Source organism: Anoxybacillus ayderensis (assembly GCF_000833605.1).
Lineage (GTDB): Bacteria > Bacillota > Bacilli > Bacillales > Anoxybacillaceae > Anoxybacillus > Anoxybacillus ayderensis.
The window spans coordinates 22,678-48,863 of the sequence record NZ_JXTG01000010.1 but is presented as its reverse complement, the minus strand read 5'-3'; the positions used below and the strand labels follow the sequence as shown (position 1 = coordinate 48,863).

General features: G+C 41.7%; 30 protein-coding genes and 1 pseudogene. 8 read left to right on the top strand and 23 right to left on the bottom strand.

From position 1 onward, the window contains the following. Positions 1-6: 6 nt before the first annotated feature. From der to JV16_RS09645, 4 genes are all read right to left on the bottom strand, one after another. The gene (gene der / locus JV16_RS09660; protein ID WP_042535557.1) at positions 7-1,317 is read right to left on the bottom strand and encodes a ribosome biogenesis GTPase Der; all 1,311 of its coding nucleotides are present in this window, start codon (positions 1,315-1,317) and stop codon (positions 7-9) included. A 90-nt stretch (positions 1,318-1,407) separates the two neighbouring features. After that, positions 1,408-1,590 (bottom strand): capping complex subunit for YIEGIA, encoded by a 183-nt coding sequence (locus JV16_RS09655; RefSeq protein WP_042535555.1) that lies wholly within the window; start codon positions 1,588-1,590, stop codon positions 1,408-1,410. Then, positions 1,587-2,483, bottom strand: a complete 897-nt coding sequence (locus tag JV16_RS09650; RefSeq protein WP_042535553.1) for a YIEGIA family protein — start codon at positions 2,481-2,483, stop codon at positions 1,587-1,589. Before JV16_RS09650 ends, JV16_RS09655 begins: the two co-directional genes overlap by 4 nt. Further along, positions 2,480-3,088, bottom strand: coding sequence for a YphA family membrane protein (locus tag JV16_RS09645; RefSeq protein ID WP_244463822.1), 609 nt, complete (start codon positions 3,086-3,088; stop codon positions 2,480-2,482). The genes JV16_RS09650 and JV16_RS09645 overlap by 4 nt, the downstream gene beginning before the upstream one ends. A 92-nt stretch (positions 3,089-3,180) precedes the next feature. On the opposite strand from JV16_RS09645, the gene JV16_RS15265 reads away from it, so the two are divergent. After that, positions 3,181-3,285 (top strand): YpzI family protein, encoded by a 105-nt coding sequence (locus JV16_RS15265; RefSeq protein WP_009373698.1) that lies wholly within the window; start codon positions 3,181-3,183, stop codon positions 3,283-3,285. 45 nt (positions 3,286-3,330) lie between these two features. On the opposite strand, the gene fni is transcribed toward JV16_RS15265, so the two are convergent. From fni to JV16_RS09615, 6 genes are all read right to left on the bottom strand, one after another. Next, positions 3,331-4,380 carry a type 2 isopentenyl-diphosphate Delta-isomerase gene (fni, locus tag JV16_RS09640; RefSeq protein ID WP_042535549.1) on the bottom strand — a complete coding sequence of 350 codons (1,050 nt, stop codon included), beginning with the start codon at positions 4,378-4,380 and terminating at the stop codon, positions 3,331-3,333. A 12-nt stretch (positions 4,381-4,392) separates the two neighbouring features. Beyond that, a complete protein-coding gene (rpsA, locus tag JV16_RS09635; RefSeq protein ID WP_042535547.1) occupies positions 4,393-5,532 on the bottom strand; it encodes a 30S ribosomal protein S1 in 1,140 nt (379 codons plus the stop codon). 148 nt (positions 5,533-5,680) lie between these two features. Beyond that, positions 5,681-6,262, bottom strand: coding sequence for a lysophospholipid acyltransferase family protein (locus tag JV16_RS09630; protein WP_042535545.1), 582 nt, complete (start codon positions 6,260-6,262; stop codon positions 5,681-5,683). Then, a complete protein-coding gene (gene cmk / locus JV16_RS09625; RefSeq protein ID WP_042535543.1) occupies positions 6,262-6,939 on the bottom strand; it encodes a (d)CMP kinase in 678 nt (225 codons plus the stop codon). Before cmk ends, JV16_RS09630 begins: the two co-directional genes overlap by 1 nt. Positions 6,940-7,014: 75 nt before the next feature. After that, entirely contained in the window at positions 7,015-7,194 is a 180-nt protein-coding gene (locus tag JV16_RS09620; RefSeq protein ID WP_042535542.1) for a YpfB family protein, read from the bottom strand. Between the two features lie 51 nt (positions 7,195-7,245). Beyond that, on the bottom strand, positions 7,246-7,905 hold the full coding sequence (locus JV16_RS09615; RefSeq protein WP_042535540.1) for a flagellar brake protein: 660 nt from the start codon (positions 7,903-7,905) through the stop codon (positions 7,246-7,248). 128 nt (positions 7,906-8,033) lie between these two features. Here JV16_RS09615 and prsW point away from each other — a divergent pair, with 128 nt between their 5' ends. The 3 genes from prsW to ypeB all read left to right on the top strand — a co-directional run bounded on the left by prsW (position 8,034) and on the right by ypeB (position 10,993). Further along, positions 8,034-8,708 carry a glutamic-type intramembrane protease PrsW gene (prsW, locus tag JV16_RS09610; RefSeq protein WP_042535538.1) on the top strand — a complete coding sequence of 225 codons (675 nt, stop codon included), beginning with the start codon at positions 8,034-8,036 and terminating at the stop codon, positions 8,706-8,708. 92 nt (positions 8,709-8,800) lie between these two features. Continuing rightward, positions 8,801-9,634 (top strand): spore cortex-lytic enzyme, encoded by an 834-nt coding sequence (gene sleB / locus JV16_RS09605; RefSeq protein ID WP_021095026.1) that lies wholly within the window; start codon positions 8,801-8,803, stop codon positions 9,632-9,634. Between the two features lie 12 nt (positions 9,635-9,646). Then, positions 9,647-10,993 (top strand): germination protein YpeB, encoded by a 1,347-nt coding sequence (gene ypeB / locus JV16_RS09600; protein ID WP_042535536.1) that lies wholly within the window; start codon positions 9,647-9,649, stop codon positions 10,991-10,993. 11 nt (positions 10,994-11,004) lie between these two features. Here the strand turns inward: ypeB and bioA are convergent, their stop codons facing one another. The 4 genes from bioA to JV16_RS09580 form a co-directional block, all read right to left on the bottom strand. Beyond that, positions 11,005-12,369, bottom strand: coding sequence for an adenosylmethionine--8-amino-7-oxononanoate transaminase (gene bioA, locus JV16_RS09595; RefSeq protein WP_035063244.1), 1,365 nt, complete (start codon positions 12,367-12,369; stop codon positions 11,005-11,007). Next, the gene (gene bioD, locus JV16_RS09590) at positions 12,345-13,013 is read right to left on the bottom strand and encodes a dethiobiotin synthase (RefSeq protein WP_021095029.1); all 669 of its coding nucleotides are present in this window, start codon (positions 13,011-13,013) and stop codon (positions 12,345-12,347) included. The genes bioA and bioD overlap by 25 nt, the downstream gene beginning before the upstream one ends. A gap of 231 nt (positions 13,014-13,244) precedes the next feature. Next, a complete protein-coding gene (locus JV16_RS09585) occupies positions 13,245-14,225 on the bottom strand; it encodes a YpdA family putative bacillithiol disulfide reductase (protein WP_021095030.1) in 981 nt (326 codons plus the stop codon). Positions 14,226-14,294: 69 nt separating this feature from the next. Further along, on the bottom strand, positions 14,295-15,560 hold the full coding sequence (locus JV16_RS09580) for a Glu/Leu/Phe/Val family dehydrogenase (RefSeq protein ID WP_006319394.1): 1,266 nt from the start codon (positions 15,558-15,560) through the stop codon (positions 14,295-14,297). A gap of 184 nt (positions 15,561-15,744) precedes the next feature. On the opposite strand from JV16_RS09580, the gene JV16_RS09575 reads away from it, so the two are divergent. Next, complete coding sequence (locus JV16_RS09575; RefSeq protein WP_021095031.1) at positions 15,745-16,431, top strand: PIG-L deacetylase family protein; 687 nt, start codon at positions 15,745-15,747, stop codon at positions 16,429-16,431. A 26-nt stretch (positions 16,432-16,457) separates the two neighbouring features. Here the strand turns inward: JV16_RS09575 and JV16_RS09570 are convergent, their stop codons facing one another. The 9 genes and pseudogenes from JV16_RS09570 to JV16_RS09530 form a co-directional block, all read right to left on the bottom strand. Continuing rightward, positions 16,458-17,045, bottom strand: coding sequence for a genetic competence negative regulator (locus tag JV16_RS09570; protein WP_021095032.1), 588 nt, complete (start codon positions 17,043-17,045; stop codon positions 16,458-16,460). 81 nt (positions 17,046-17,126) lie between these two features. Then, complete coding sequence (locus JV16_RS09565; protein ID WP_021095033.1) at positions 17,127-18,047, bottom strand: MerR family transcriptional regulator; 921 nt, start codon at positions 18,045-18,047, stop codon at positions 17,127-17,129. Positions 18,048-18,129: 82 nt separating this feature from the next. Then, the gene (locus JV16_RS09560; protein WP_021095034.1) at positions 18,130-18,891 is read right to left on the bottom strand and encodes a metallophosphoesterase; all 762 of its coding nucleotides are present in this window, start codon (positions 18,889-18,891) and stop codon (positions 18,130-18,132) included. 1 nt (position 18,892) lies between these two features. Beyond that, positions 18,893-19,267 carry a hypothetical protein gene (locus JV16_RS09555; protein ID WP_021095035.1) on the bottom strand — a complete coding sequence of 125 codons (375 nt, stop codon included), beginning with the start codon at positions 19,265-19,267 and terminating at the stop codon, positions 18,893-18,895. Positions 19,268-19,312: 45 nt separating this feature from the next. Beyond that, positions 19,313-19,750, bottom strand: coding sequence for a YpbF family protein (locus tag JV16_RS09550; RefSeq protein WP_042535533.1), 438 nt, complete (start codon positions 19,748-19,750; stop codon positions 19,313-19,315). Positions 19,751-19,810: 60 nt separating this feature from the next. Beyond that, positions 19,811-20,332, bottom strand: coding sequence for a LysM peptidoglycan-binding domain-containing protein (locus tag JV16_RS09545; protein ID WP_021095037.1), 522 nt, complete (start codon positions 20,330-20,332; stop codon positions 19,811-19,813). Next, entirely contained in the window at positions 20,325-20,915 is a 591-nt protein-coding gene (locus JV16_RS09540; protein WP_021095038.1) for a CPBP family intramembrane glutamic endopeptidase, read from the bottom strand. The genes JV16_RS09545 and JV16_RS09540 overlap by 8 nt, the downstream gene beginning before the upstream one ends. Next, positions 20,912-22,353, bottom strand: a pseudogene (locus JV16_RS09535) (RecQ family ATP-dependent DNA helicase). Before JV16_RS09535 ends, JV16_RS09540 begins: the two are co-directional and overlap by 4 nt. After that, on the bottom strand, positions 22,346-23,368 hold the full coding sequence (locus JV16_RS09530; protein WP_021095040.1) for a YpbB family protein: 1,023 nt from the start codon (positions 23,366-23,368) through the stop codon (positions 22,346-22,348). Before JV16_RS09530 ends, JV16_RS09535 begins: the two are co-directional and overlap by 8 nt. A gap of 200 nt (positions 23,369-23,568) precedes the next feature. On the opposite strand from JV16_RS09530, the gene JV16_RS09525 reads away from it, so the two are divergent. From JV16_RS09525 to serA, 3 genes are all read left to right on the top strand, one after another. Next, positions 23,569-23,817, top strand: a complete 249-nt coding sequence (locus tag JV16_RS09525) for a ferredoxin (protein ID WP_003394452.1) — start codon at positions 23,569-23,571, stop codon at positions 23,815-23,817. Between the two features lie 118 nt (positions 23,818-23,935). Beyond that, on the top strand, positions 23,936-24,436 hold the full coding sequence (locus JV16_RS09520; protein WP_021094541.1) for an inorganic diphosphatase: 501 nt from the start codon (positions 23,936-23,938) through the stop codon (positions 24,434-24,436). A 170-nt stretch (positions 24,437-24,606) separates the two neighbouring features. Then, positions 24,607-26,181 carry a phosphoglycerate dehydrogenase gene (gene serA, locus JV16_RS09515; RefSeq protein WP_042535530.1) on the top strand — a complete coding sequence of 525 codons (1,575 nt, stop codon included), beginning with the start codon at positions 24,607-24,609 and terminating at the stop codon, positions 26,179-26,181. The last annotated feature ends 5 nt before the right edge of the window (positions 26,182-26,186 follow it).

Here is a 26,186-nt window from a genome sequence, read left to right as displayed (position 1 = left end):
CCCCCTTTAATTTCGTGGGCGTGCAATAATTTTAATTGGCGTTCCTTCAAATCCGAACGTATCGCGAATTCGGTTTTCTAAAAAGCGTTCGTATGAGAAATGCATCAATTCCGGATCGTTGACGAATACAACGAACGTTGGTGGCTTTACCGCTACTTGCGTCATGTAATAAATTTTTAATCGTTGTCCGTTATGCGTTGGTGTCGGATTCATCGCCACGGCATCCATTAGCACTTCGTTTAATACGTTCGTTTGAACGCGCATCGCATGGTTTTCACTGACCATTTGAATAACTGGAAGTAACTTATGCAATCGTTGTTTCGTTTTTGCTGATACGAATACAATAGGTGCATAGTCAAGAAATTGGAAATGATCGCGAATTTTTTGCTCAAATTCGTTCATCGTCTTTTCATCTTTTTCAATCGCGTCCCATTTATTCACAACGATTACGACACCACGACCTGCTTCATGCGCATATCCCGCAATTTTTTTATCTTGTTCAATAATTCCTTCTTCTGCGTTAATGACGACAAGCACAACATCGGAGCGCTCAATGGCTTTTAACGCTCGCAACACACTATATTTTTCGGTGCTTTCATACACTTTTCCTCTTTTGCGCATCCCTGCTGTATCAATAATGACATATTCTTGGCCGTCGCGCTTAAATGTCGTATCGATCGCATCGCGCGTCGTTCCTGCTATATCGCTCACAATGACCCGTTCTTCACCTAAAATGGCGTTCACGAGCGAAGATTTCCCAACATTTGGACGACCAATTAAACAAAACTTAATGACATCCGCATCATATTCTTTCGTCTCGCGCTTTGGAAAATGGGCAACGACAGCATCTAACAAATCCCCGATCCCTAATCCGTGCGTACCAGAAATCGGAATCGGCTCTCCGAATCCGAGCGTATAAAAATCGTAAATGTTTTCACGCATGTCTGGATTATCAATTTTGTTTACTGCCAAAACGACTGGCTTATTGGAACGATATAAAATTTTCGCCACTTCTTCATCTGCTGCTGTGACACCGTCCCGACCATTCGTCATGAAAATGATCACATCCGCTTCATCGATCGCAATTTCGGCTTGTTGACGAATTTGCGTTAATAGCGGCTCATCGCCAATATCAATACCACCTGTATCAATAATGTTAAACGTTGTATTTAACCATTCTGCGCTACTATAAATCCGGTCGCGTGTCACTCCCGGTACATCTTCTACAATCGAAATGCGTTCCCCGACAATGCGGTTAAAAATCGTCGATTTTCCGACGTTTGGACGACCAACGATTGCTACAACTGGTTTCGTCATATTCTCACACTCCTTCACTAAAATTCGAAACCCGAACAAAAAAGAAGCCCTTCGACTGAAGGGTCTAGCTTTCCCATTTTATCAAAAAAATCAATGTTTCACAATAATGAGCAAGTCATCGCTTAGCGCATGGGCAATCCCGTCTAAAATCGCTTCTAAATTCGCTGCGATTCGTTGCATTTCTTCATTGTTTTCACAAACGAACGTAACGCCGCCAGCCACTTTATGTGGCGACGTTGTAATGACAGCTAAAATCATTTTTTCTACAGTCATCGTAACACCCTCCCTGCTTGATTCGTTTCAGATTTCGTCGGCATGCGAATCGCATTTTCTAACGTCGGTACATTACGAATGATCGCTTTTGCTTTTTCGACATCTTTTTCTTGAGGCAAAATAAAAATACCAACTCGTCCATCGTCTAAATCGCGTTTCGCAAGTGGCACAAGCGCTGGCGTACCTGAATCGCGGTATACGCCTAATGCCGTTGAAATATCGTGTAAAATCGCTTGGCGTTGTCCGAGATTAGCGATTGTTGAGCGAGCGTTAAAGTTTTTCGGTTTTAAAATAAATCCCATGCCATACCGTAAAATTTCTTCTCGTCGCGCTTCTAAACCGATGTTCATAATATAAATATTGTCAACGTATAATCCCGCTCCTTTGAAATGCGGCTTCACGTATTCTACTTCAACAATATCGCCGAGCCGGCTGCCAGACATAAGTTTGCGAGCAACGATAAAGGCAATCGCTGCCGCAACAATTCCAAGCCATATATTCCAAACTAAATAAGCGAACGTGCTTAAAAATGACGCAAAAATAACTAAATAGTTTCTCCCTTCAAAAACAATAGCAATTCCTTCAATATACGTTTTTCCGCGTGGGACGAGTTCATACTGGTCAAGCTCATTTAACGTATTTCGCTCCATATTGCGCACATCACGAAACTGTGAAGCAGCGAGTGCTAAAAATGTAATGGCAGCAAACTCTTTTTCCATAATGGCAGGCACTGCAATCGTCCCAAGCCCTGCAGCAATAAAACCTAAAGCAATATGAATAATTTTCCCATGCAAATACGTCGGATATTGACGATAATCTGTTTTTAATAAATACAAGCGGGTCAATACACCAATGGTTACGCCAAATAAAATCGGATACGTATATTCGTTCACGTATTAGCCTCCTTTGCTCGCTTTTGAAATCGTGCATCGATATATATTGGTAACTGTTCGAGCCATTTCCATAAAAATAAACATACGGTTGCTAACGCCCATCCATCTAAAAACGAAAGGGAACCGATCGAATGAGAAAAAGAAAATTGTTTTAACACAAACGCATACAAAAAATCACCTTGACAGCATCCGACCGTCAAAACAAGCAAGCGTTCATCAAACGATCGATATAGCGCAAACGAAGCAAGCAAAAGCGCAAATGCAAGCAACCATGTCGCTTCAACAAACGCCCAAACCGGATCAAACAATAACAAAAAATGAAACGCAGCATACAACATCGTGACACTTGCACTTGCAAAAGAAAAATAAATGAATGCTGTTCCTGTTTGTTTCATGACAAACGAGTAACTAACAATCAACATCAATATGTAAGCAAATGAAATATGAAAGGAATAAATCGTTATCTCATGCGCAGATAGGGTAATTAACAATAAAATATATAGACAAATGCGTAAACGAACATGATTTTTCGGAGCGAGAAACGTATACACAATCCATAAAAACCAAGAAACCCAGTAAAAATAACTTCCTTCCAACCATAACACCTCCACTTTCCATTATGTCTTATTTTTAAAAATTTAATCTTTGTATGCGAAAAAAGGGAATGGAGAAAATAAAGGACTAAGGAGGGATGAAAATGGGGAAAGATCGCCAAGAAAAAAAATTAAAGCAATCGCGTCGTGTCGAGTCCGATCGGGATCCAGCAAAAAATTTTAAAGGAAGTACAAAAACAGAACAGTAAATATACACATAGGAAAAGGTGTCCTCTCAAGGACACCTTTCTCCGTTATCGCTGGCTATAACGGGTCGTTTCAATGCCACGCTCCCGCAACCAATGGTATGTTGTTCCCGTAACGACGAGCGGGACGTTTTGCAAATCGGCAATCGTTCGAGTACCGAGCGCGGTCATAATAAGTGTTAAATCTTCGTGCAGTTGATTGATTTCTGCAATTAACGCTTCCACTCCTTGCTCGATAAGAAGACGCAACATATAGCCAGCCATTCCTACCGCGGAAGCGCCGAGTGCAATACATTTCGCTACATCAAGCGCATGCTGCACCCCTCCGCTTCCAATAATACGGATGCGTTGAACTTCCGCTGCTACTTCGGCAATCGATGCCGTCGTTGTTATTCCCCACTCGTTAAAATAAGCAAGCTGTCTTTCGCGTCGCTTATTTTCAATTTGCGCAAAATTTGTGCCTCCAAAACCGCCAACATCAACGGCACATACCCCTACGTTTTCTAACTGTCGTGCCGTTTCTTTACTCATTCCAAATCCGACTTCTTTTACGATAACAGGTACATCAACAGCAGACACAATTTGTTCAATGCGTGAAAGCGCCCCGCAAAAGTTGCGATCTCCTTCGGGCATAACGAGCTCTTGAACGACGTTTAAATGAATTTGAAGGGCATTCGCCTCGATCATATCGATCGCTCGTTTTGCTTGTTCAACCGTTGCTTCGCTCCCTAAGTTCGCAAATACAATGCCACGTTTATTGACTTGGCGAATAATTGTAAACGATTGTCGCTCTCGTTCATCTTTTAAAGCGGCCATTTGCGAACCAACAGCCATCGCAATGCCGCATTCTTTCGCAACATAAGCGAGCTGCTCGTTAATTTTTGTCGTCCCCTCGCCTCCACCGCCTGTCATCGCATTAATAAAAATCGGCGAACGGAAAGAAAGTTCGCCGATTTTTGTTTGCAAGTCAATATGGGCAGTGGAAATATTCGGCAAGCTATTATGCACAAATGTAATATCTTCAAAACCATGCAAGCGACGTTGTCCCGTTGAGAGCGCATATTCAATATGTTGTAGTTTTCGTTTTGCACGTTCCACTGCCATCACCGTTTATTTTAATTTTTTTAACTGGTCTCCGATGACTTCACCAATTTGAAATCCTGTCGTCGTCTCTGTTGACGTTGTATATTCATGATAGTCTTCTTCCACATCTTCTTCAAGCAACTCACGAATGCTTAACGATAATCGTTTTTCTTGTTCGTTTACTGCAAGCACTTTCACTTTGACGACATCGCCTTCTTTCAACACTTCATGCGGCGTGCCGATATGCTTTGTTGAAATTTGCGAAATATGAACGAGCCCTTCAACGCCCGGCAATACTTCGACGAACGCTCCAAACGGGGCTAAACGTTTCACTGTCCCTTCTAATACATCGCCTTCTTTTATTTTTTGTTCGATTCCATCCCAAGGAGCTGGCAATGCTGCTTTCACAGACAAAGAAACGCGGCCGCTTTCTTCATCAATCGCAAGCACTTTTACTTTGACGACATCGCCTTCTTTTACAACATCTGACGGATGATCTACACGCGTATGGGCAAGTTGAGAAATATGTACGAGACCATCAACCTCGCCGATATTGACGAATACGCCGAAGTTCGTCATGCGCACGACGGTCCCTTCAAGCACTTGACCAACTTGAATTGACTGTAATGCGGCTTTCTTTTTCGCAGCCTCTTCTTCTTCTACAACTGCCCGATGTGATAAAACGACGCGATTTTTTTCACGATCGAGCTCAACTACTTTTACAGTTAATGTACGTCCTTTATAGTCTGAGAAATCCTCGACAAAATCTTTTTCCACAAGCGACGCTGGGATAAATGCGCGAACACCGACATCCGCAACGAGCCCACCTTTTACAATATCTTTCACGACTACATCAAACGTTTCACCGTTTGCAAGCTTCTGTTCAAGCACTTCCCATGCTTGTTCTGCATCTGCTGCTTTTTTCGATAAAATAAGCGCTTCATCTTCTACTTTTTTCACTTTTGCGACGACTGCATCTCCGACTGACAGAACATCGCTTGCTTTTTCGATATGAAGACTTGATAGCTCGCTGATCGGGATGATGCCGACAAGCTTGCTTCCTTCCACATCAATGAGCACTTGTTTGTCTTCTACTTTCGTTACTTGACCTTTCACCGTGTCGCCTACTTCATAGACGCGCACATCGACTTGATTCATCTCTTCCATAGTGAATACCTCCTTACACTCCACACCTGCTCGACGACAGAAATATATGTTCAATGGGCGAACAACAATATGCTCGTCCATTTGACACAAAGAAAAAACTTCCTTTTTTACTAATCTGTATTAAAACATTCATTTTGTCAAGTCATAACTATTGATGCGCATGTAAAAGTTTTTGAATATGTTCCATAATGACTGCGGTCACTTCATCGGCACTCGCCTTTCTTTCGCGCCATGGTGTAAAGTCAATCGGGGCACCGTATACAACTTTTAACTTCTTTCCGATGCGATAAGGACCGACGATAGCACAAGGCACGACAACCGCATCGCTACGCAATGCAAAAAATCCTGCTCCGGCTAGCCCTTTTTTCAACTTTCCATCCTTACTTCGCGTTCCTTCAGGAAATAGCCCGAGTACATGTTTCTCTTTTAATAAGGCTAATCCTGTTCGCAACGCTTCACGATCACCCATTCCGCGACGAACGGGAAACGCATGTAAGCGAGAGACGAGTTGTTTAACGATAGGTGTGCGAAACAGTTCTTCTTTTGCCATAAAATGAACCGGGCGCGGGCATGTAATACCGACAACTGGCGAATCTAAGTTGCTAATATGATTGGCGCAAATGATAACCGCACCTTCTTTTGGAATATGTTCGACTCCACTAACTTCAATACGATAAAGTGGAGTAAGCACTTGTTTCACAAGCGCGCGGGCAAACGTGTAAAAACTCACTACCCCTTCACCCTTTCTTGGACAATGCGCATAATGCGATCAACAACTTCATCAATGGATAGCGATGTTGTATCAATTTCAATGGCGTCTTCTGCTTTTTTTAACGGAGCGACGCTACGTTCAGAGTCAATTCGATCACGCTGAGTAATTTCCTCTTTTAGTTGTTCTAAATTAGAAGGAATGCCCCGCACCATATTTTCTTCATGGCGACGTTTTGCCCGCTCTTCTACAGAGGCGAGCAAAAAAATTTTTACTTCAGCGTGTGGCAACACGTGCGTACCAATATCGCGACCGTCCATCACAACACCGCCATGCTGCCCTAACTCGCGTTGGCGTTTCACCATTTCTTCTCGCACTGCCGGATGTTTAGCAACGTACGACACGTTGTTTGTCACATCGTTTTTCCGAATGGCCTCCGTTACATCTTCACCGTTGGCAAACACAAGCTGTCCAATTGGAGACGGCTTTAATTCAATATATGTATCATGAAGGACGTTCATTAATTGTTTTTCATCATGAACATCTACTCCGCGCTGTAAAGCGCAATATGTTAAGGCGCGATACATCGCTCCTGTATCAATATAAACATAAGATAATGCTTCAGCTAATCGTTTCGCAACCGTGCTTTTTCCAGCCGCTGCCGGTCCGTCAATCGCGATCGAAATTTTCTTTTCCATAATGCCTCCCATACATCGTTTTGTTTTCAACAAAAAAGCAGGAACACTCCTGCTTCTTATATTGTATCATACCGTTTATCGTTGGTCGAATGTTTCAACCGTTTTCGTAGCGGAATTTTTCATTACCCCTTCGTAATGAATGACTTTCACAATATAAGGGGCAATGGACGAATGGGAAACGATAAGTTGGGCGATAAATAAAAAAATAAATTGAATGATCGCTAGCTTCCATAACATTCGTTCAACCGTTTTCATTCGTTTCTCCCTCTCTTTTTTATTTTTTATTATGGGAGAAAACGGTTATATTTATGCGTCCAATTGCTCCTTTTTTCTCATCTCAAGCTGCTTTTCAAAACTGTAACGAATCAATGTCAGACGGTCTACATCGTTCACTTCCAAAAATTGCAAAGATGCTTTTAAAACATTTTCTTCAAAAATGCGAACAACGCGCGCAAGAAAACGTAAATAGTGATAATCTCCTGAACGCATATGGAGTGCGAGCCAAATTTCAATGGTCATCCCGTGTTTTAATCCTGTTTCATCGTTTGGCAATACAATCGCTGCACCACCCGCACTTATATCGCTTGTCACAGTCGTAAATGGGACAAATTCGTCATTGAGCGGATGAACAGCCACGTCTACAGTCGCATCGACACGTACAAACTGACGACGTTGAATACGAATGAGATGTTGATCCCCAGGATACGACAAAACAAGAAGCGGAATATTGCGCTTTGTTCGGCCTAACACTTCTGCTTCAAACGCATAAACAGCTTCATCTTCCCCGACAAAACTTACTTTTAATTGCGTTCCGTCGATCAAAAACGCAGTGCGATTCGTGCTCATATCAATCGGATAATCAATATAAATTTTCCCATCTTCCATTTCTGCTACTTTACATTTGTATTTTTCCATTTTTTCGCTATATTTCGGTTCAAGCGTTAACGGCACCCCAATTTTAATCAACGTATAAATCCCCCTCGCTAAAAACAGTTCTTTCTTTATTGAAAAATACACCTTATAGCATTTTCAATTTGACAATAACATGATACCATCAAAATGAAAAGAAAAGAATTGGGAACGAGGAAAAAATGATGTGGGCTATTATTTCTGCAGGGATTGCTCCCGGATTAGCGCTGCTCAGTTATTTTTATTTAAAAGATGAATACGAAACGGAACCGTTATCACTCGTTTTACGCATGTTTTTATACGGTACGTTTTTAGTGTTTCCACTCATGTTTATTCAACACGTATTAAAAGTCGAGCATATGCTCCCAAACGCCTTTGTTGAAGCGTTTTTATCAACAAGTTTGCTAGAAGAGTTTTTCAAATGGTTTGTTTTTTACTATGCGATTTATGACCATCGAGAGTTTAACGAACCATATGACGGCATCGTTTACGGGGTAAGTGTATCGCTCGGATTTGCTACGCTTGAAAACATTTTATATTTATTTGCAAATGGCGTTGAATTTGCGGTTACGCGCGCCCTTTTACCTGTATCAAGCCATGCGTTGTTTGGTGTCATTATGGGCTTTTATTTAGGAAGGGCAAAATTCGGTTTACCTAAAAAAGAAAAAAACTATATATGGTTATCTTTTCTCCTTCCGTTTTTATTTCACGGCATATACGACTATATTTTATTAACGCAAGAACGTTGGATATATTACATGCTTCCGTTTATGATTTTTTTATGGTGGCTCGCTTTGCGAAAAGTCAAACTTGCGAGAGGCATGACGGTCGAGATTGCCCAATCATCAAGCCAGGCGTAACGCTTGGCTTTTTTATTTATGTGTATAAAAACGTTATTGTGACAAAAAATAGCGTCAAAAGGTATTGTTTACACATCAAGGGAGGAGTCACAATGCGCAAATGGTTCATTTGTTTATTTTTGATTTTTTCGTTTAGTTATACATCGCAGGCGCACGCGTTTTCGAAACAAGTCATCCAACGCGGAGCTGTCGGCGATGATGTCATTGAACTACAAGCACGATTGCAATATCTCGGCTTTTACAGAGGGAAAATTGATGGAGTGTTCGGTTGGCGGACGTATTGGGCGCTAAGAAAGTTTCAATACAAATTTAAGTTGCCTGTCGATGGGCTAGCAGGAGAAACAACGAAACAAAAACTCGTACGCGCTTCAAAATATTACAAATCATTTGTTTATAACAATTTACGAAAAGGAAATACGTTTACTCATTACGGCGGCGTTCCGTTAAGCAAACAAGTGAAAGCACGTCAAACAAAAACGAAAAATCAAGCAACCGCTGCAAAAGCAACAAATACAAAACAAATGGCCGTAAAACGCGTCAAATCCGCTGCAGTGAACGTTCCAAACGGATTCTCACAAAATGATATACAGCTTATGGCAAACGCTGTACACGGTGAAGCACGCGGGGAACCGTATATCGGACAAGTGGCTGTTGCCGCAGTCATTTTAAATCGCATCAATAGCCCTTCGTTTCCAAACACTGTCGCGGGCGTCATTTTTGAGCCAGGAGCGTTTACAGCTGTCGCAGACGGACAAATTTGGCTTACCCCAAACGAAACGTCTCGCAAAGCCGTACTTGATGCCTTAAACGGATGGGATCCATCAAGTGGAGCGTTATATTATTTTAATCCACATACAGCGACAAACGGGTGGATTTGGAGCCGTCCGCAAATTAAAAAAATCGGAAAACATATTTTTTGTAAATAGGAGGGGAGTTTTTTGCTACGAATTTTACTTATTGGAGCACTATCGATCGGCATCGCTGGCACAGCCTATTGGGGATACCGCGAGCACCAACAAAAAAATGCGATTTTAATTCATGCGGAAAACAATTATCAACGCGCATTTCATGATTTAACATATCAAATTGACTTACTTCATGATCAAATTGGAACAACGCTCGCGATGAATTCTCGCCAATCGCTGTCACCAGCACTGGCGGAAGTTTGGCGTCTTGCGTCAGAAGCACACGCGACAGTCGGACAACTTCCGCTCTCACTTTTACCGTTCAATAAAACAGAAGAGTTTTTGTCTAATATCGGCTCATTTAGCTACCGTGCTGCCATTCGCGATTTAGATAAGCAGCCATTGAACGCTGAAGAATATAAAACATTACAACAACTATATAAAAAATCTGCTGACATTCAACAAGAGTTGCGAAATGTACAACATCTCGTATTAGAAAATAACTTACGCTGGATGGATGTCGAGTTGGCGCTCGCGACAAACAATCGCCCAAATGACAACACCATTATTGATGGATTTAAAACGGTAGAGAAAAACGTCCAATCTTATAACGAAACCGACTTTGGCCCTTCGTTTACAAGCATCGAAAAGAGAACGAAAGGGTTTGAACATATTTCTGGGAAAAAGATTACAAAAGAAGAAGCAAAGCAAATTGCAAAAACGTTTCTCGGTTTAAAAGGAAATGAAGACATACAAGTCGTGCATAGCGGAGAAGGAGCAAGCGATGCTTTTTATAGTGTAACGATTAAACATCCGAAAACAAAAAGTGAAACGTATATGGATATTACCGAAAAAGGAGGATATCCGATTTGGGTCATTGAAAACCGTCCCGTCAATAAACAAAACATTAGTTTAAATGAAGCAACGATGCGCGGGCTGCAGTTTTTAAAACAACATAAATTTAACAACTTCGAATTGTACGAAAGCACGCAGTATGATCACGTCGCTGTTCTCACATTCGTTACAGCACAAGATGGCGTTCGTATTTATCCTGAATCCATTAAAATGAAGATTGCATTAGACGATGGAAACATTATCGGCTTTTCCGCTCGCGATTACTTATCGTCGAAACGCGAACGGAAGATTCCAAAACCATCTATTTCTATTGAACAAGCACGAAAAAAAATGAACCCAAATGTCGCCATTATGGAAGAAAGAAAAGCGATCATTATGAACAATATGAATCAAGAAGTGCTTTGCTATGAGTTTTTAGGAACGCTCGGAGATGACACGTACCGCATTTTTATTAATGCGCAAAATGGGATTGAAGAGAAAGTAGAGAAACTTCAAAATCCTGAACCTATATATGGTGAAATATAAGGGGCTGACCATTAGCCCCTTTTTTCTGTCGTTTCAATAATCGCCTCTTTCATGATCGCAATCATCGCCTCTAACTGCTCAAACGTACTCGCTAACGGCGGCATGAAGACGATCACATCGCCAAGCGGACGTGTTAACATCCCTTTTTCTCTCATTTTTAACGTTGTTTTATATCCCATCCGTTCCGTCCACGGATACGGTTCATGTGTATGTCGATCGCGCACAAGCTCGATGCCGCACATGAGCCCAAGCTGTCGCACATCACCGACATGATTGAGTTCATTAAACGATGCGAGCTGTTCGGCGACAAATGTCGCTTTTTGCTCAATTTGTTCAATGAGTCGCTCGCGCTCAAAAATTTGTATATTGGCTAAAGCAGCGGCACAGCCAAGCTGATTTCCTGTATAAGAATGTCCATGAAAAAACGTTTTAAACTCCGTGTAATCGCCATAAAACGCTTCATAAATCGTTTCCGTCGTCAACGTAGCGGCAATCGGCAAATAACCGCCCGTAATTCCTTTTGCAACTGTCATAATATCTGGTTTCACGTCTTCATGTTCAATCGCAAATCGTTTTCCTGTCCGTCCAAATCCAGTCGCCACTTCATCGACAATGAATAAGATGTGATAGCGGCGACATAATTGTTCGACTCCTTTTAAATACCCCGCTGGCATGACATGCATGCCACCCGCTCCTTGAATCATCCCTTCGACAATAATCGCAGCAATTTCTTCATGACGTTCGGCTAGTAGTGTTTCTAATGCATGCAACGCTTCATCGCGCACAACGTTTGGATCGTTGCTCGGATGGCGATAGACGAGCGGAAACGGTGCTTTATAGCTTGTAAACATAAGCGGTTCGTATACGGTATGAAAAAGATCAATTGCTCCGACGCTAATGGCGCCGACTGTATCTCCGTGATAACCATTTGTCAATGTGACAAATTTTTGTTTTTTATGTTCCCCGATGTTTCGCCAATATTGAAAGGCGATTTTGAGCGCAATTTCTACAGCTTCCGCTCCGCTGTCTGAATAAAACACGCGCGTTAAATGACTTGGCGTCCATTCAATTAATTTTTCTGCCAATGCAATCGCAGGAATATTCGCTGCGCCTAAAAGCGTCGAATGAGCAATTCGCTCAAGTTGAGCGCGAATCGCATCATCAATTTCTTTTTTGCGATGCCCGTGAACGTTTAGCCAAAGTGATGAATATCCATCATAATACGTTTTTCCGTTCACATCTGTTAAAAAAATCCCTTCCCCACTTTCAATGACGAGCGGATGTTGTTCATAATCTTTCATTTGCGTAAACGGCAACCATAAGTATGTTTTGCTTTTTTCGATCCACTCGTTCATTGCCACCATTCCTTTCTCCATACAATGTCACTATCAGAAACGCTTGGCATATGTGGAATTTCACCAATTACCGGAACACCTGTCATCGTTTCAATCATCCGTATGTTGTCTTGTTCAATTTCATTTTTCGGTGTAGAAAAGCCGTTCATCACAATGCCGGCAATTTGCAAGCCAAACGCTTTCGCATATTCCACCGTTAACACCGTATGGTTAATTGTTCCGACGCTCGCTCGCGCAACGATAATGAGCGGAAGCGATAACAATTGAGCTAAATGAGCAACGAGAAATGATTCGTCAACGATCGGAACAGCAATTCCTCCCGCCCCTTCGACAAGCACGAAATCATACGTTTGTTGCAGCTTTTGCATATGCGCCACAATCCGTTCCGGCTCTATAGTTACCCCATCGATTTTTGCAGCTAAATGCGGAGAACAAGGGGTTTTCAATACATATGTACATCCTTCTTCATCGGTGACATCGATGATTTTTCGATACATGTCCACATCAGGTGCAATCCATTTTCCCTCTTTCCATTGCGCTCCGCTTTGAACAGGTTTATAAGCCGTTGCACGTATACGTTTATCGATCAGGGCGCGCAACATACAAGTGGTGACAAATGTTTTCCCTACATCTGTATCTGTACCTGTAATAAAAAATCCTCTCATCCTCTTCCTCCTCCTTTTTGTTAACTTATATTTTACGATAGTTAACAAAAAGAAACAATAAGAAAAGCGCAAAGCGCCCGCCTATCGGCGAAGAGCGCACAAGCCCCACCGAGGAGGCTGTCGCCGCCGCAGTGTGGGGCGGAGCGACTCGAGCCGATGGCGCTTGGAGCTAGACAGCTCCCCAAATCTGAAATTTTATACTTTCTTATCTTGTAAAAAAGCGTCCGAAAGTTATTCGGACACTTTTCCTTCTCTTTTTGCGATACACGCAGCAATTAAATCGCCATGAAAGCGACCGTTTTCAATAAAAATTTCATTCGCGTTATTTCCAGCGGCAATGACACCGGCAATAAAAATACCTTCCACATTTGTTTCCATCGTTTCCGGATGATACATCGGCCGCCCTGTTTCAACATCGATATGAACGCCCATTTTCCTTAAAAAATCATGGTCAGGATGATATCCTGTCATCGCAAAAACGAAATCGTTTTTGATTGACTTCACTTCATCGTCAACGCGATAAATAACCGCGTCTTCCGTAATTTCTTGCACATGGGCGTTAAATTCCATTTGAATGATCCCTTGGCGTACAAGCGAGTCAAATTCGGGCAAAATCCACGGTTTAATGCTCGAAGAATATTGTGAGCCGCGATATAATACGGTGACGCGCGCCCCTGCTTTCACGAGTTCTAATGCTGCATCGACGCTTGAGTTTTTCCCACCAATGACGACGCAATCTGTATTGTAATAAGGATGTGCTTCTTTAAAGTAATGCGTCACTTTCGGCAAATGTTCCCCAGGCACGTTCATATAGTTCGGGTTGTCATAATATCCTGTCGCAATCACGACGTACGTTGCTTCGTACGTATGTTTGCTCGTTTCAACGATAAATGTTCCATCCGCTTGCTTCGTGACACGCTCTACTTTTTCAAACGCATGAACGCGAATGTTTTTTCGCGTCACCACTTCACGATAATAAGCAAGCGCTTGATTGCGTTTCGGCTTTCGATTTTCTGTAATAAACGGCACACCACCAATTTCTAACCGGTCACTCGAACTAAAAAAAGTTTGATGTGTCGGATAATGGTATATAGAATTCACGATATTTCCTTTTTCAATGACAAGCGGTGAAAAGTGCGCGTTTTGTAACGAGATCGCAGCAGCTAATCCACACGGTCCTCCACCAACAATAACGATTTGTTCTTTTTTCACTTGACGCTCACCTCAATGAAAAATCTCCTATCATACAATGATAGGAGATTTTTCGCATTCGTGCAAATATTAAATCCAGCCACGGAAACGGCAAGCTTCCGCCATTTTCCGCACCCCGACCATATATGCAGCTAAACGCATATCGACGCGACGTGTTTGCGACGTTTCATATACGTTATTGAACGCTTTTACCATCACTTTTTCGAGCTTTTCTTCTACTTCTTCTTCCGTCCAATAATAACCTTGGTTGTTTTGTACCCATTCAAAGTAAGAAACGGTAACTCCGCCAGCGCTTGCTAGGACGTCAGGAACAATTAAAATTCCGCGTTCTGTTAAAATTTCTGTCGCTTCTAATGTTGTCGGACCGTTTGCGGCTTCAACGACAATTTTCGCTTTAATGTTGTGCGCATTTTCTTCTGTAATTTGATTTTCAATCGCTGCTGGAACTAAAATATCACAATCTAACTCAAGCAACTCTTTATTTGTAATTGTATTTTTAAATAGTTTCGTCACCGTACCAAAGCTGTCGCGACGATCTAATAAGTAATCAATGTCAAGACCGTTTGGATCATATAAACCGCCGTATGCATCAGAAATGCCGATCACTTTCGCTCCCGCATCGTGCATAAATTTCGCTAAATAGCTTCCAGCGTTACCGAATCCTTGCACAACAACACGCGCGCCTTTTAAGTCAATGCCGCGCTTTTTCGCTGCTTCACGAATACAAATCGTAACCCCTTTGGCCGTAGCCGTTTCACGACCGTGCGAACCACCTAACACAAGCGGTTTTCCGGTGATGAACCCCGGCGAGTTAAATTCGTCAATGCGGCTATATTCATCCATCATCCACGCCATAATTTGTGAGTTTGTAAACACATCGGGCGCAGGAATATCTTTTGTTGGACCAACGATTTGGCTAATGGCGCGAACGTAACCACGACTGAGTCTCTCTAGCTCACGGAATGACATTGTACGCGGATCACATACGATTCCACCTTTTCCACCGCCATACGGTAAATCAACAATGCCACATTTTAAACTCATCCAAATGGAAAGTGCTTTCACTTCGCGTTCTGTTACGTTCGGGTGAAAGCGAATACCCCCTTTAGTTGGACCGACCGCATCGTTATGCTGTGCACGGTAGCCAGTAAACACTTTCACTGAGCCATCGTCCATGCGCACCGGAATTTTCACCGTTAACATGCGCAACGGCTCTTTTAACAGCTCGTATACTTCTTCAGGATATCCGAGCTTTTCAAGCGCTCTATGTATGACGATTTGCGTCGCTCGTAGGACATCATGTTTTTCTTCGTTGGTATGCTTTTCGGCTACCATTTGTAAACCTCCCATGACCTTTTGTAAAATATTGTCCGCCCTTCATGTCATAGTATACACCTTCTATGCGCATATGCAAAGAAGTTTTTATCGATTTTTTGTAATCGTTTTCAAAAAAAATCGCTCATTCACATCATTATACGAAAGAGATATAATGAGTGTACGCATAGAAAGGGGCGAAAAAATGAAAAAGCGAATTTTATTTTGCTTTGCACATCCGGATGACGAAACGTTTACTGTTGGAGGGTTGCTTGCTTCATTAGCGAAACGTGAAGATGTGGAAACCATTGTATATAGCGCCACGCTTGGCGATGCAGGAAAATGTGGGAATCCACCGGTTTGTACAAAAGAAGAACTACCTCACGTACGTAAAAAAGAATTAGAACAGGCGACAGTGATTTTAGGCGTCGATCATGTCATTACTGGTACATATCCAGATGGGAAGCTGCCTGAATATGAAAAACAACTTGTCGATTCGATTTGTCATATCATTGAACAATATAAGCCGTCCGTTGTCGTTACGTTTCCGCCACACGGCATTTCCGGTCATCGAGACCATCAAGCTATTCAACGAGCAACGTATCAAGCGGTCAAAGCAATGGATCATATCGTAGAACAGCTATATTACGTGACTGTCGTCGGTCGTCCGGATCGCTACGGTGATCCGATTGAAAATATTGATATTGTCTTCACGTTTACAGATGAAGAGGCAAAAAAAGTGCGTCAAGCGCTGCTCGCGCACCGTACGCAACATTTATCGGTCGAACGTGTATTTCCAACTGTTCATCATGATTCGTTTCATAAGTTTCAAAATCGCGAATACTTCATCCGCGCATGGTCAAAAGAAAGCGAGCCACCTTATCCATTTTAAAAATAACCTTCGCGTGTGAGCGAAGGTTATTTTTTCACAAAGTATTGATATAGCTGGGCGATCGCTTCATTTGCGATCAATTTTTTCCCGTACTCTTCGACACGATAAATCGTTAATGTGGACGGACTACCATATTCAGCCAAAATGGCAACAAAGTTATCTGTTTGAATGACAGATTCAGCAAAATGTAAATAAAAGCGTCCTTCATAACTGTAAAGCGAGCCACCATGGCAACCGAGCGAATAGAGACGCGTCGCTAATTGGATAACATCTTCAAACGTTTGAAATTCGAAAAATATATCATCGCTTTCATCTAGCGTGACTTGCATTTCAATATAATCATCGCTAAACTCGTCTTCCTCATCTGTCATCTCACCTTCGCTCGTTACGATGACAACCATCCCCTGTGCCGGTAAAGAGTACACTTCCACAGCGACCGACCCGTTAATTTCAAAGCCGAGCTCTTCACTTGCTTCCTCAATCATATCACGAAATAGCTCATGCACTTTGAACGTATCTTTCCATAAATCTTCTTTCGTTAAACCGCGCTCGACTAAATCGTCAAATGTGAGGAATATTTTAATTTTATTGTAGTTTAAGCGTTCAAGCCGCATAAACATCCCTCCTTACCTACACAGACTTTACTGTTAGCATATGACGAACGCATAAAAACGTTCGTCATATTACTAATGAGTTTACATCGTTTTCTCCCTTTTAGACAAGTATTTTTCATTCGATTTTAGCCATTCGTCCCATTGTTCTTTTGATTGTCCAAGAAAATGAGCACCGTACGTTTTTTTTATTTGCTCATCCACTTCATCAAACGCCCGTCCACCTACTCCAATACGAATAGATGGATACGTTTGTTTCAATTGATCGACAAGTTGTAGCGTCGCCTGTACGTTTTGTTGTAACGTGCACGATAAAAATATATAAGATGGCTTCACTTCATCAATGACAACAGGTAAGTCCTTTTGGTCAATACTTGCCCCTAAATAAATCGTTTCGTATCCTCTTCTGCGTAAGTATAAGGTAAAAATAAGCAGCCCAAGTTCATGCCATTCATTTGGCCCGCAAACTGAAATTGTTTTTGGTAACAAACGATTAACGGGTAGCATAGAAAAAGCCATTCCAAGTCGTGAACGTAAAAAAGCAGAGGCGAAATGTTCATGAGCGCTCGTAATTTTTCCGTTTTCCCATAAGTCCCCGATCCGTACAAGAAGCGGACCTAATATATCAATTGCCACTTTTTCAACCGTATATAAACTGAACGCCTCATTTAGCAATTCATGCGCTGTCCACTCTTCAAACGATAAAAGAGTTTGCAACAAACGTTCGCGAAGCCCAGTCACATGATCTTCTGCTTGCACGCGCACGTCAGAAGGTTGTTGTTCTAAGAGAGATACGGCTTGACTAATCGTAAAACCTTGATTCACTTTATCAACAAGCCATTTTAATATTTGGACTTGTTCCTCCGTATATAGCCGATGCCCAGCTTCATTGCGCGGTGGAGCGATGATTTGATAACGACGCTCCCATGCTCGTAACGTCCCAGGCTGAATGCCTAACATATTTGATACGGCTTTGACATTATACTTTCCTTCTTGCGTTGACATATAAAATCCTCCATCTTTCGCATCATTCTGTCAACATTATAGCGAACATGAGGGAGGTGTGTAAAATTTGTATAAGTTTTGCTTAACCTTTTTTATGTTCTAACTCGATCAAATGCGTCTCCGCACGCGCACCTAAACGAAGCGGAAGCGTCGTTGTTCCATATCCGTTGCTAACAAGTAGCATCGTTCCATTCACGTTTTGTAAACGTCCTTTTTCATATAAACCAAACGGACCGAAACGAATTTGCCCACCGTGCGTATGTCCGCTTAAAACGAGAGAAATGTTATGTTCTGGCGTTATTTTTTGAATGATGCGCGGATCATGACTAACAACGATGCGAAACGTCGCATCGCCCGCATCACTTAACGCCAAATCAAGCCGATCTCGCCTTTTATTCATATCGTCCACACCAAGTAAAGCGATGCGATCACCTTGCTCACTTTCAAATATGACCGCCGTATTATCTAATATTTTCACACCACTTTCAAGCAATAGGGCATCTAATTCATGGTAATCTACTTCATAATCATTATTTCCCCAAACAAAATAAACAGGGCCGAGCTGCTTTAACCATTCAATGTTTTGTTTGACACGTGAGAACGGTACTCCTTTTTCTGTTAAATCTCCGCCGATGACAACAAGATCGACTTTTCCTTTCAACGAGCGAATGAACGTTTCGGATAAACGCCGTCGATGAATATCTGAAATAAAGAAAATACGAAACCGAGAAAAGCTTTCCGGAAATGTCGGAAACGATAATGACTGAACAATGATCCGATTGCGATGCGCTTCGATCCACATGTATATGATGAAGCTAACGAACGCTATGACAACATACATCATTTCAATTTTCCCTCTCTTTGTATACACTCATTGACATCATACCATATACGAAAGAAAAGAGAAAAAAAATGACCGTTTTTTTCACATCAATGGCTGCTAATATCATAAACGTTAGCAAAACACTGTACGAAAGAAAACATTCTTTTTGATTCATCGTCTCCTTTCGCCATGCCCGTAACGTATGCCAAATGGCCGTGCGAATTAAAACAGCATTGGCGATAAAACCGATCAAAAAACTAACAAGCGCAAAAAATGTTTTCATTGGATCAAAAATCATATCGGTCAAAAGCAATTCAAGTTCAAATGGTTCCACTGTTGGCGTCCAAGCAATCATAAAATAACCACAAGTCAAACCAATGATTAAAAAAAGCCACATATGTCTCCCTCCTTTTCTCACTGTATGAAACGAGAGAGCATGTGGTCACTTATTTTCATGGTAAAGCGAAATATCATATTTATCTTTTAGCCAAGCATAAAGAATATGTCGTTTTTCCCATGTTTCTTTTTGAAGTAACTCGCTACTTTTTTGAATCAACTCGCAGCGGAGTGCATGAAAATCTTGCTCCGCTTTTTCGCTTTTCTTTTTATAAAAAGAGACGAGCCAGCCAAATGATGAAATAAATGCAACAAACCAAAAAATACGTTCGTCAATAAGAGCCATCACGACTCGCTCCACAGACGTACGATGTAAAACGAAAACCGTTTGATATACATACATTCCAAATAAAGCGAGAGAAAATAAAAATAAACTGAATGACCACTTCATTCTTTTTTTCATATCGTCCCATTCTTTTTTGTGAGCGATGATGCGCTGTAAAATGACTTTTGTCACTTCATCTAATTCCATTGGGAAAATCATAGCCACCCCTACCGATCGTGTTTTACTACGATTGTATGTCCATCGGCAGAGGTGTATACCTTATTTTCCGTTCATATTTGGGATTTTTAATACTTGTCCTTTTTGGAGCTTCGTGCTCGTTAAACGGTTCCATTCTTTGATAAGGTCCATTCCTTTTTCATTTCCGTAATATTTCATCGCAATGCTATATAACGTTTCATTTTCTTGTACTGTATGATAAATAAAAGACGGCTCTGTTTCATCGGATCCATCTTCCTCTTGCTTTGCTTCATTTTCGAGCGGTTTTTGTTGTGGCATCTCTTCTTTTTGTTGATCGACGTCTATCGTTTCATAACTCTCGTCATCAATCGTCACAACTTGGATTGGGCGTTTGTCGACTAAATGGTATATGCTATAAATCGAAATCGGCAATAAAACGAAAAAGAGCGCAAGAATGCGAACGAGTGGGTGTTTTATTTTCCATTTCGTTTTTTTCTTTTTATGCACTTCACTTCGTGGTGGCAAATGAAGTTCGTCGCTCTCTTGTTGCTTATCGATACTTTCCATTTTTTTTCTCAAGTTTTCTGCTTGATCTTCACGCATCGTTATTCACCTCTTTTGTCCGATATCGAATGTGTAACGCTAAAATAAAATCAATGAGAAAGTGGGCAAAAATCGTAACCCATAAATTGCCCGTCCATTCATATATAAAGCCAATCCAAAAACTTAAACTGACGACAGCAACAAGAAGAAGCCATTTTCTCCAATAACGAATATGCAATAAACCGAAAATGACGCTCGCAAAAAGTAAGCCAACGTGCGTCTGAATGACACCGCGAAATAACAATTCTTCACAAAATGCAATTATTGCAGTCATAATAAAAATGTGCGGAACCGAGCGAGAACGAAATAGCTTTTCGTTAATCCCACCATCATCATACCACTGTTCAGGCACATAACGAATGAGTAAAAAATCGACAAAAAGAACGAGCGCTGCACAACCGCCACCATATAATAATATTTCCCGCACATCCCATTGCCATATCGCAAAAAATGTTGCAGGGGTAAATAAATATATGCCTAATGCGAGCGCAATAAGAAAAATAAGCGCTTGTGTGAAATACAAGTGATATACTATTTCCTGTTCACTTATTTCATTGGCGATCTCGATTTGTTTTTTAATCATTTGTCCTCCACCTTTATCGAAAACATCGCACGAAGCTCTTCGCGCCACGGGCGCAACCGCATTTGCGGAATATGTTTCACAGGAGCATTTACGTATATATGGGCACCACATCGGTCACAACAACGTTCATTCGGAAGTGGTTGTTGTTCAAAATAGGAAAGCATCGCACGCCGACGACAAGTTTGTTCGTGTACCCATCGTTGCATAAATATCCATTTGTTCATTTTTTCTTTTTTTCTTTGCTCGATATAGGCATACAGTTGTTTGGCTAATATGTGTATATCTTCTTGAGCATTCATTTGTTCTAACCAATATAAAAGAAGCCGTTGTTGTACATCTGTTAATCCCGTCTCTTTCTGTCCATGACGTAAAGCATCTAGCGCATAAACGATTTGCTCTTTTGTCGGAAATTCCGCATCGATCATCGCTTGTCCAAGTTGTTCGTCTCCTAGCGCATACAATAATATCGCTATACTTTCTTTTCCGTCTCGCCCGGCGCGTCCAACTTCTTGCCAATATGCTTCCGGTTGCGTTGGCAAATGAAAATGAATGACGAAGCGAACGTTCGGTTTATCAACACCCATTCCAAACGCATTCGTACAACAAATGACATCTAACTGATCATAAACGAACTGTTGTTGAATAAGAAGCCGCTGTTCGCCATCCATGCCTCCATGATAGTAGCCAACACGATGATCTCCATGTAACATGTTTGCTAACGTCTCTGCCCATTGCCGACTCGATACATAAACGATGCCTGGCTTAGGCAATATAGCGATAAGCTGTTTTAACACTTCTATTTTCTCTTCTAACGTATGGACGTATTGAACATATAAGCAAATGTTCGTCCGATCAAGTGGGTACATATGCTGTTTCACTTGATCAAGTTGAAGCGTTGCTACAATGTCATCAATCACTTGACAGGTTGCGGTTGCTGTTAGCGCTAAACAAGGCGGGTTGCCGAGCGTTTCACGAAGAAGACCGAGCTTTAAAAAATCCGGACGAAAATCGTGTCCCCATTGTGAAATACAATGCGCTTCATCTACAACAAACAACGAAATGTTTATACGCGTTAGCGCTTCAATGAGCAAAGGAGATTGTAAAATTTCAGGCGAAGCATAAATAAAACGGTACGATGCTAATTCATGTAGCACGTCTTTTTTTCCCGATAGGAAAGAAAACGATTCAGTGCGACAACACGTTTTTCGCCGCGGTTTTTAAGCTGTTGTACTTGGTCTTCCATAAGGGAGACGAGCGGTGAAATAATTAGCACACTACCGTCCAATATGTAGCCAGGAAGCTGATAGCAAAGCGACTTTCCCCCACCGGTCGGAAGCATAGCGACACAATTTCGTCCGTTAAGCACATCTTCAATAATTTCTTTCTGTCCGATGCGAAACGAATCGTAGCCAAATCGCTCCTTTAATATGTTAATCATCTTCCTGATCCCACCTTGCTAGTGCGAGCCGAATTTCAAAATAAGAAACGTCTGGCAGCGCTTCTTTCATTGCCCGTAATTTTTTCGTTTTTAATTGTCGTGCCTGTTGTATAATGCGCTTACGTTTATTTTCCTCTAAAAATGGCGCTGTCACAAACGACGGGATATATGTCGCAATCTCTACAATATGATCTTCAATCGTTCCTTTTTTCAATCGCCGCAACTCGGCAATTTGTTCAATTGAATATCCTTCTTTTAACATTTCCCAAGTTTTTTGAGCTGAACTCGTTAATTGTGTGCGCGTTTGTTCACGCAATGAAAAGAGAAGCGGAAATGTTTCCTTTTCTTTTTCTATCGTCTCAAGTATAAAATGCAACACATTTTGAAACGATAGCGATACAGCTACATCTTCTTCTTTTATGGCATAAGCAATTTGTTCGTTCGTCCATCCGATGCGCTCATGACTTGTCAACCGCCAAACAAAAATGTTTGCGTCTTTTTCTTCTACACGGCTGAGTAGCTCATACATTTCTCCATATAACGACCGCGCGATCGTCTGCATATGTTTATGTTGAAAAAGCCATCGCTTTACAAATGATTGAATGCGCTCATCGCGATGTACGGGCTCAAACGACATACGATGAATGATGTTTGTGACCGTTTGAATAAGCAAAGAAAGTCTCTTCCAAAATAAAGAGGCTTCATTCATATATTTCCATCCATTCACGTAAGGAGGAAAGACAAAACGACGAAGTTCCTCTTTTCCACTTAAAGTTGTGCGATATATATGCTCGTCTACTTGTCTAATCCATCCGTTAGCTTCTAATTCGCGCGCCATATGAAGCAAACGAGAACGATCAATCGGCACTGTTCCAAATAGCCGACTAACGTTATACCATTTACTATCTTGCAACGTTTGCGCCGTTTTTTTCCCATTCAGCAAATGATCAATGGCAGCGAGTGACCGCTCACCACGAAAACGATCGATACAAAATAAAACGATGTGTTGTAACATGCAACATTCACTCCATTTTCCCTTTCATTTTACCAGATTAAGCGAAAGGATGTGAGGGAAAACTAAGGACTGATAAGCATTTTCAATGGAGTTTTTTATTGAAAAGTTGTCGGAACACATTTATTATAAAAGTGTGAGGAATACGTTTCCAACGTTTCATACGAAGCGATTGGTTCCATATAATTAAGGAGGGTCATTGTATGCCAAAGTACACAATTGTTGACAAAGAAACATGTATTGCCTGTGGTGCATGTGGAGCAGCTGCACCAGACATTTACGACTACGATGATGAAGGCATTGCGTACGTTACATTAGACGACAACCAAGGCATTGTGGAAGTGCCAGACGTATTAATCGATGATATGATGGATGCGTTTGAAGGCTGTCCAACAGACTCCATCAAAGTCGCGGACGAGCCATTTGATGGCGATCCAAACAAATTTGAGTAAGAGCACCGAAGGGCAAACTTCACATGAAGCTTGCCCTTTTCTTTTGTTCAGTCATTGTCACTACTTGTCCAATCGACTATAATAAAAAAGTATACATAATGAAAAGGAGGAATTTGGCATGGCGTTTGAAAACAAAGTTGTTGAAGCGTTTATTGAAATTCCAACGGGTAGCCAAAACAAATACGAATACGACAAAGAGCGTGGTGTGTTTAAGCTCGATCGCGTCTTGTATTCACCAATGTTTTATCCTGCTGAATACGGTTATTTGGAAAATACACTTGCGTTAGACGGCGATCCACTTGATATTTTAGTGATCGTCACAAATCCAACATTCCCTGGTTGCGTCATCGAAACGCGTGTGCTCGGCTACTTAAACATGGTAGACGGCGGAGAAGAAGATGCAAAATTAATCGGCGTTCCTGTTGATGACCCTCGCTTTGCTGATGTACGCAGCCTTGAAGACCTTCCGCAACATAAGTTAAAAGAAATCGCTCATTTCTTTGAACGTTACAAAGACTTAGAAGGAAAGAAAACAGAAATTGGCACGTGGGAAGGTCCGGAAGCAGCAGCGAAACTTATTGAAGAATGCATCGCTCGCTACAATGAACAAAATAAATAAATGTCACGTTTGAAGCTGGCTTTTCGCCAGCTTTTTGTCTTTTTTCCGAACATTTATACATAAAAACGCTTTCATTTGTATGACCTTTCCGAAAGTTATTGACACATGTATACGGTTATGTTAAATTATCAGAAATTTAAAAACTTATGATTTGAAAGGAGCGGATATTTGTGGTTCGCATTTTAGTATCTGATGCGATGAGCGAAGAAGGTCTTGCCCCACTTCTTGCTGATCCAACGATTGAAGTCGTACAAAAGAAAGTCACAGAAGTAGAAGGTGAGCTTGACACATTTGATGCGTTGCTCGTTCGTAGCGCAACGAAAGTCACGGAACAACTACTTCAAAACATGCCGAATTTAAAAATTGTTGGGCGTGCTGGAGTCGGCGTCGACAATATCGACGTTGACGCAGCGACACGATACGGTGTCGTCGTCATTAACGCTCCAAATGGCAATACGATTTCTACAGCGGAACATACATTTGCGATGATGGCTTCATTAGTGCGCCGTATTCCACAAGCGCACATTTCAGTCAAATCACGTGAATGGAATCGTTCCGCTTTCGTCGGTGTCGAGTTATTCGGAAAACATTTAGGAATCATTGGCTTCGGGCGCATCGGTTCTGAAGTAGCGAAACGGGCGCGCGCGTTCGGTATGCACGTCCATGTGTACGACCCATTTTTGACGAAAGCACGGGCAGAAAAAATTGGCGTCGATGTTTGCACGCTTGATGAATTGCTTGCGCAAGCGGATATCATTACGGTACATACACCGCTTACAAAAGAAACGAAAGGTCTTCTCGGCCCAAAAAACTTAGCAAAAACGAAAAAAGGAGTCTATTTAATTAACTGCGCGCGCGGTGGAATTATCGATGAACAAGCACTTCTTTCGTTTTTAGAAAACGGACACGTGGCAGGCGTCGCCCTCGATGTATTTGAACAAGAGCCGCCAGGAGATCATCCGCTTCTTTCGTTTGATAACGTTATCGTCACTCCGCATCTTGGGGCATCAACGATCGAGGCGCAAGTGAATGTCGCGACACAAGTCGCCGAAGAAGTATTAAAATTTTTACAAGGAAAACCGGTCACATCGTCCATCAACTTACCGACATTATCAAAAGATGTATACGAAAAAATTCAAGCGTTTTATACATTAGCTCGCAAAATGGGCATTGTCGCTTCCCAATATATGAGCGAACCTGTACAAGAAATTGCAATTACGTATTCCGGTTCCGTCGCCGATTTAGAAACGACATTTATTACACGTAGCTTGCTCGCTGGATTTTTAAAACCGCGCGTCGCTTCAACAGTCAATGAAGTGAATGCGGCAATGATCGCTAAAGAGCGCGGTATCGCCTTTAGCGAAAAGTTTTCAGCTAATGGCAATGACTATAACAACAGCATTACATTAACGGTATATGGCGAAAACAAAACGTTTACGATGAAAGGAACGCACATCGCCCACTATGGCGATCGCATCGTTCATTTTAACGGCTTTGCGATCGACTTTGCACCAGAAGGACACTTACTATACATTCAACATCATGACAAACCAGGAATGATCGGAAAAGTCGGAAACATTTTAGGCGACCATCAAGTAAACATTGCAACGATGCAAGTCGGTCGCCAAGAAGCGGGCGGAAAAGCGATTATGATGCTTTCGCTCGATAAACCGCTCGATGATGCACTCGTTGAAATACTTGAGAAAATTGACGATATTGACGTTGTAAAGAGATTGGAAGTATAAAAGGT

What these genes read in the sequence shown, in the direction of transcription:
- der (WP_042535557.1), bottom strand. Translation starts at nt 1,317, where the DNA reads ATGACGAAACCAGTTGTAGCAATCGTTGGTCGTCCAAACGTCGGAAAA.
- JV16_RS09655 (WP_042535555.1), bottom strand. Translation starts at nt 1,590, where the DNA reads ATGACTGTAGAAAAAATGATTTTAGCTGTCATTACAACGTCGCCACAT.
- JV16_RS15265 (WP_009373698.1), top strand. Translation starts at nt 3,181, where the DNA reads ATGGGGAAAGATCGCCAAGAAAAAAAATTAAAGCAATCGCGTCGTGTC.
- rpsA (WP_042535547.1), bottom strand. Translation starts at nt 5,532, where the DNA reads ATGGAAGAGATGAATCAAGTCGATGTGCGCGTCTATGAAGTAGGCGAC.
- cmk (WP_042535543.1), bottom strand. Translation starts at nt 6,939, where the DNA reads ATGGAAAAGAAAATTTCGATCGCGATTGACGGACCGGCAGCGGCTGGA.
- JV16_RS09620 (WP_042535542.1), bottom strand. Translation starts at nt 7,194, where the DNA reads ATGAAAACGGTTGAACGAATGTTATGGAAGCTAGCGATCATTCAATTT.
- prsW (WP_042535538.1), top strand. Translation starts at nt 8,034, where the DNA reads ATGTGGGCTATTATTTCTGCAGGGATTGCTCCCGGATTAGCGCTGCTC.
- sleB (WP_021095026.1), top strand. Translation starts at nt 8,801, where the DNA reads ATGCGCAAATGGTTCATTTGTTTATTTTTGATTTTTTCGTTTAGTTAT.
- bioA (WP_035063244.1), bottom strand. Translation starts at nt 12,369, where the DNA reads ATGGAGAAAGGAATGGTGGCAATGAACGAGTGGATCGAAAAAAGCAAA.
- bioD (WP_021095029.1), bottom strand. Translation starts at nt 13,013, where the DNA reads ATGAGAGGATTTTTTATTACAGGTACAGATACAGATGTAGGGAAAACA.
- JV16_RS09580 (WP_006319394.1), bottom strand. Translation starts at nt 15,560, where the DNA reads ATGGTAGCCGAAAAGCATACCAACGAAGAAAAACATGATGTCCTACGA.
- JV16_RS09575 (WP_021095031.1), top strand. Translation starts at nt 15,745, where the DNA reads ATGAAAAAGCGAATTTTATTTTGCTTTGCACATCCGGATGACGAAACG.
- JV16_RS09570 (WP_021095032.1), bottom strand. Translation starts at nt 17,045, where the DNA reads ATGCGGCTTGAACGCTTAAACTACAATAAAATTAAAATATTCCTCACA.
- JV16_RS09565 (WP_021095033.1), bottom strand. Translation starts at nt 18,047, where the DNA reads ATGTCAACGCAAGAAGGAAAGTATAATGTCAAAGCCGTATCAAATATG.
- JV16_RS09560 (WP_021095034.1), bottom strand. Translation starts at nt 18,891, where the DNA reads ATGATGTATGTTGTCATAGCGTTCGTTAGCTTCATCATATACATGTGG.
- JV16_RS09555 (WP_021095035.1), bottom strand. Translation starts at nt 19,267, where the DNA reads ATGTGGCTTTTTTTAATCATTGGTTTGACTTGTGGTTATTTTATGATT.
- JV16_RS09550 (WP_042535533.1), bottom strand. Translation starts at nt 19,750, where the DNA reads ATGATTTTCCCAATGGAATTAGATGAAGTGACAAAAGTCATTTTACAG.
- JV16_RS09545 (WP_021095037.1), bottom strand. Translation starts at nt 20,332, where the DNA reads ATGCGTGAAGATCAAGCAGAAAACTTGAGAAAAAAAATGGAAAGTATC.
- JV16_RS09540 (WP_021095038.1), bottom strand. Translation starts at nt 20,915, where the DNA reads ATGATTAAAAAACAAATCGAGATCGCCAATGAAATAAGTGAACAGGAA.
- JV16_RS09530 (WP_021095040.1), bottom strand. Translation starts at nt 23,368, where the DNA reads ATGTTACAACACATCGTTTTATTTTGTATCGATCGTTTTCGTGGTGAG.
- JV16_RS09525 (WP_003394452.1), top strand. Translation starts at nt 23,569, where the DNA reads ATGCCAAAGTACACAATTGTTGACAAAGAAACATGTATTGCCTGTGGT.
- JV16_RS09520 (WP_021094541.1), top strand. Translation starts at nt 23,936, where the DNA reads ATGGCGTTTGAAAACAAAGTTGTTGAAGCGTTTATTGAAATTCCAACG.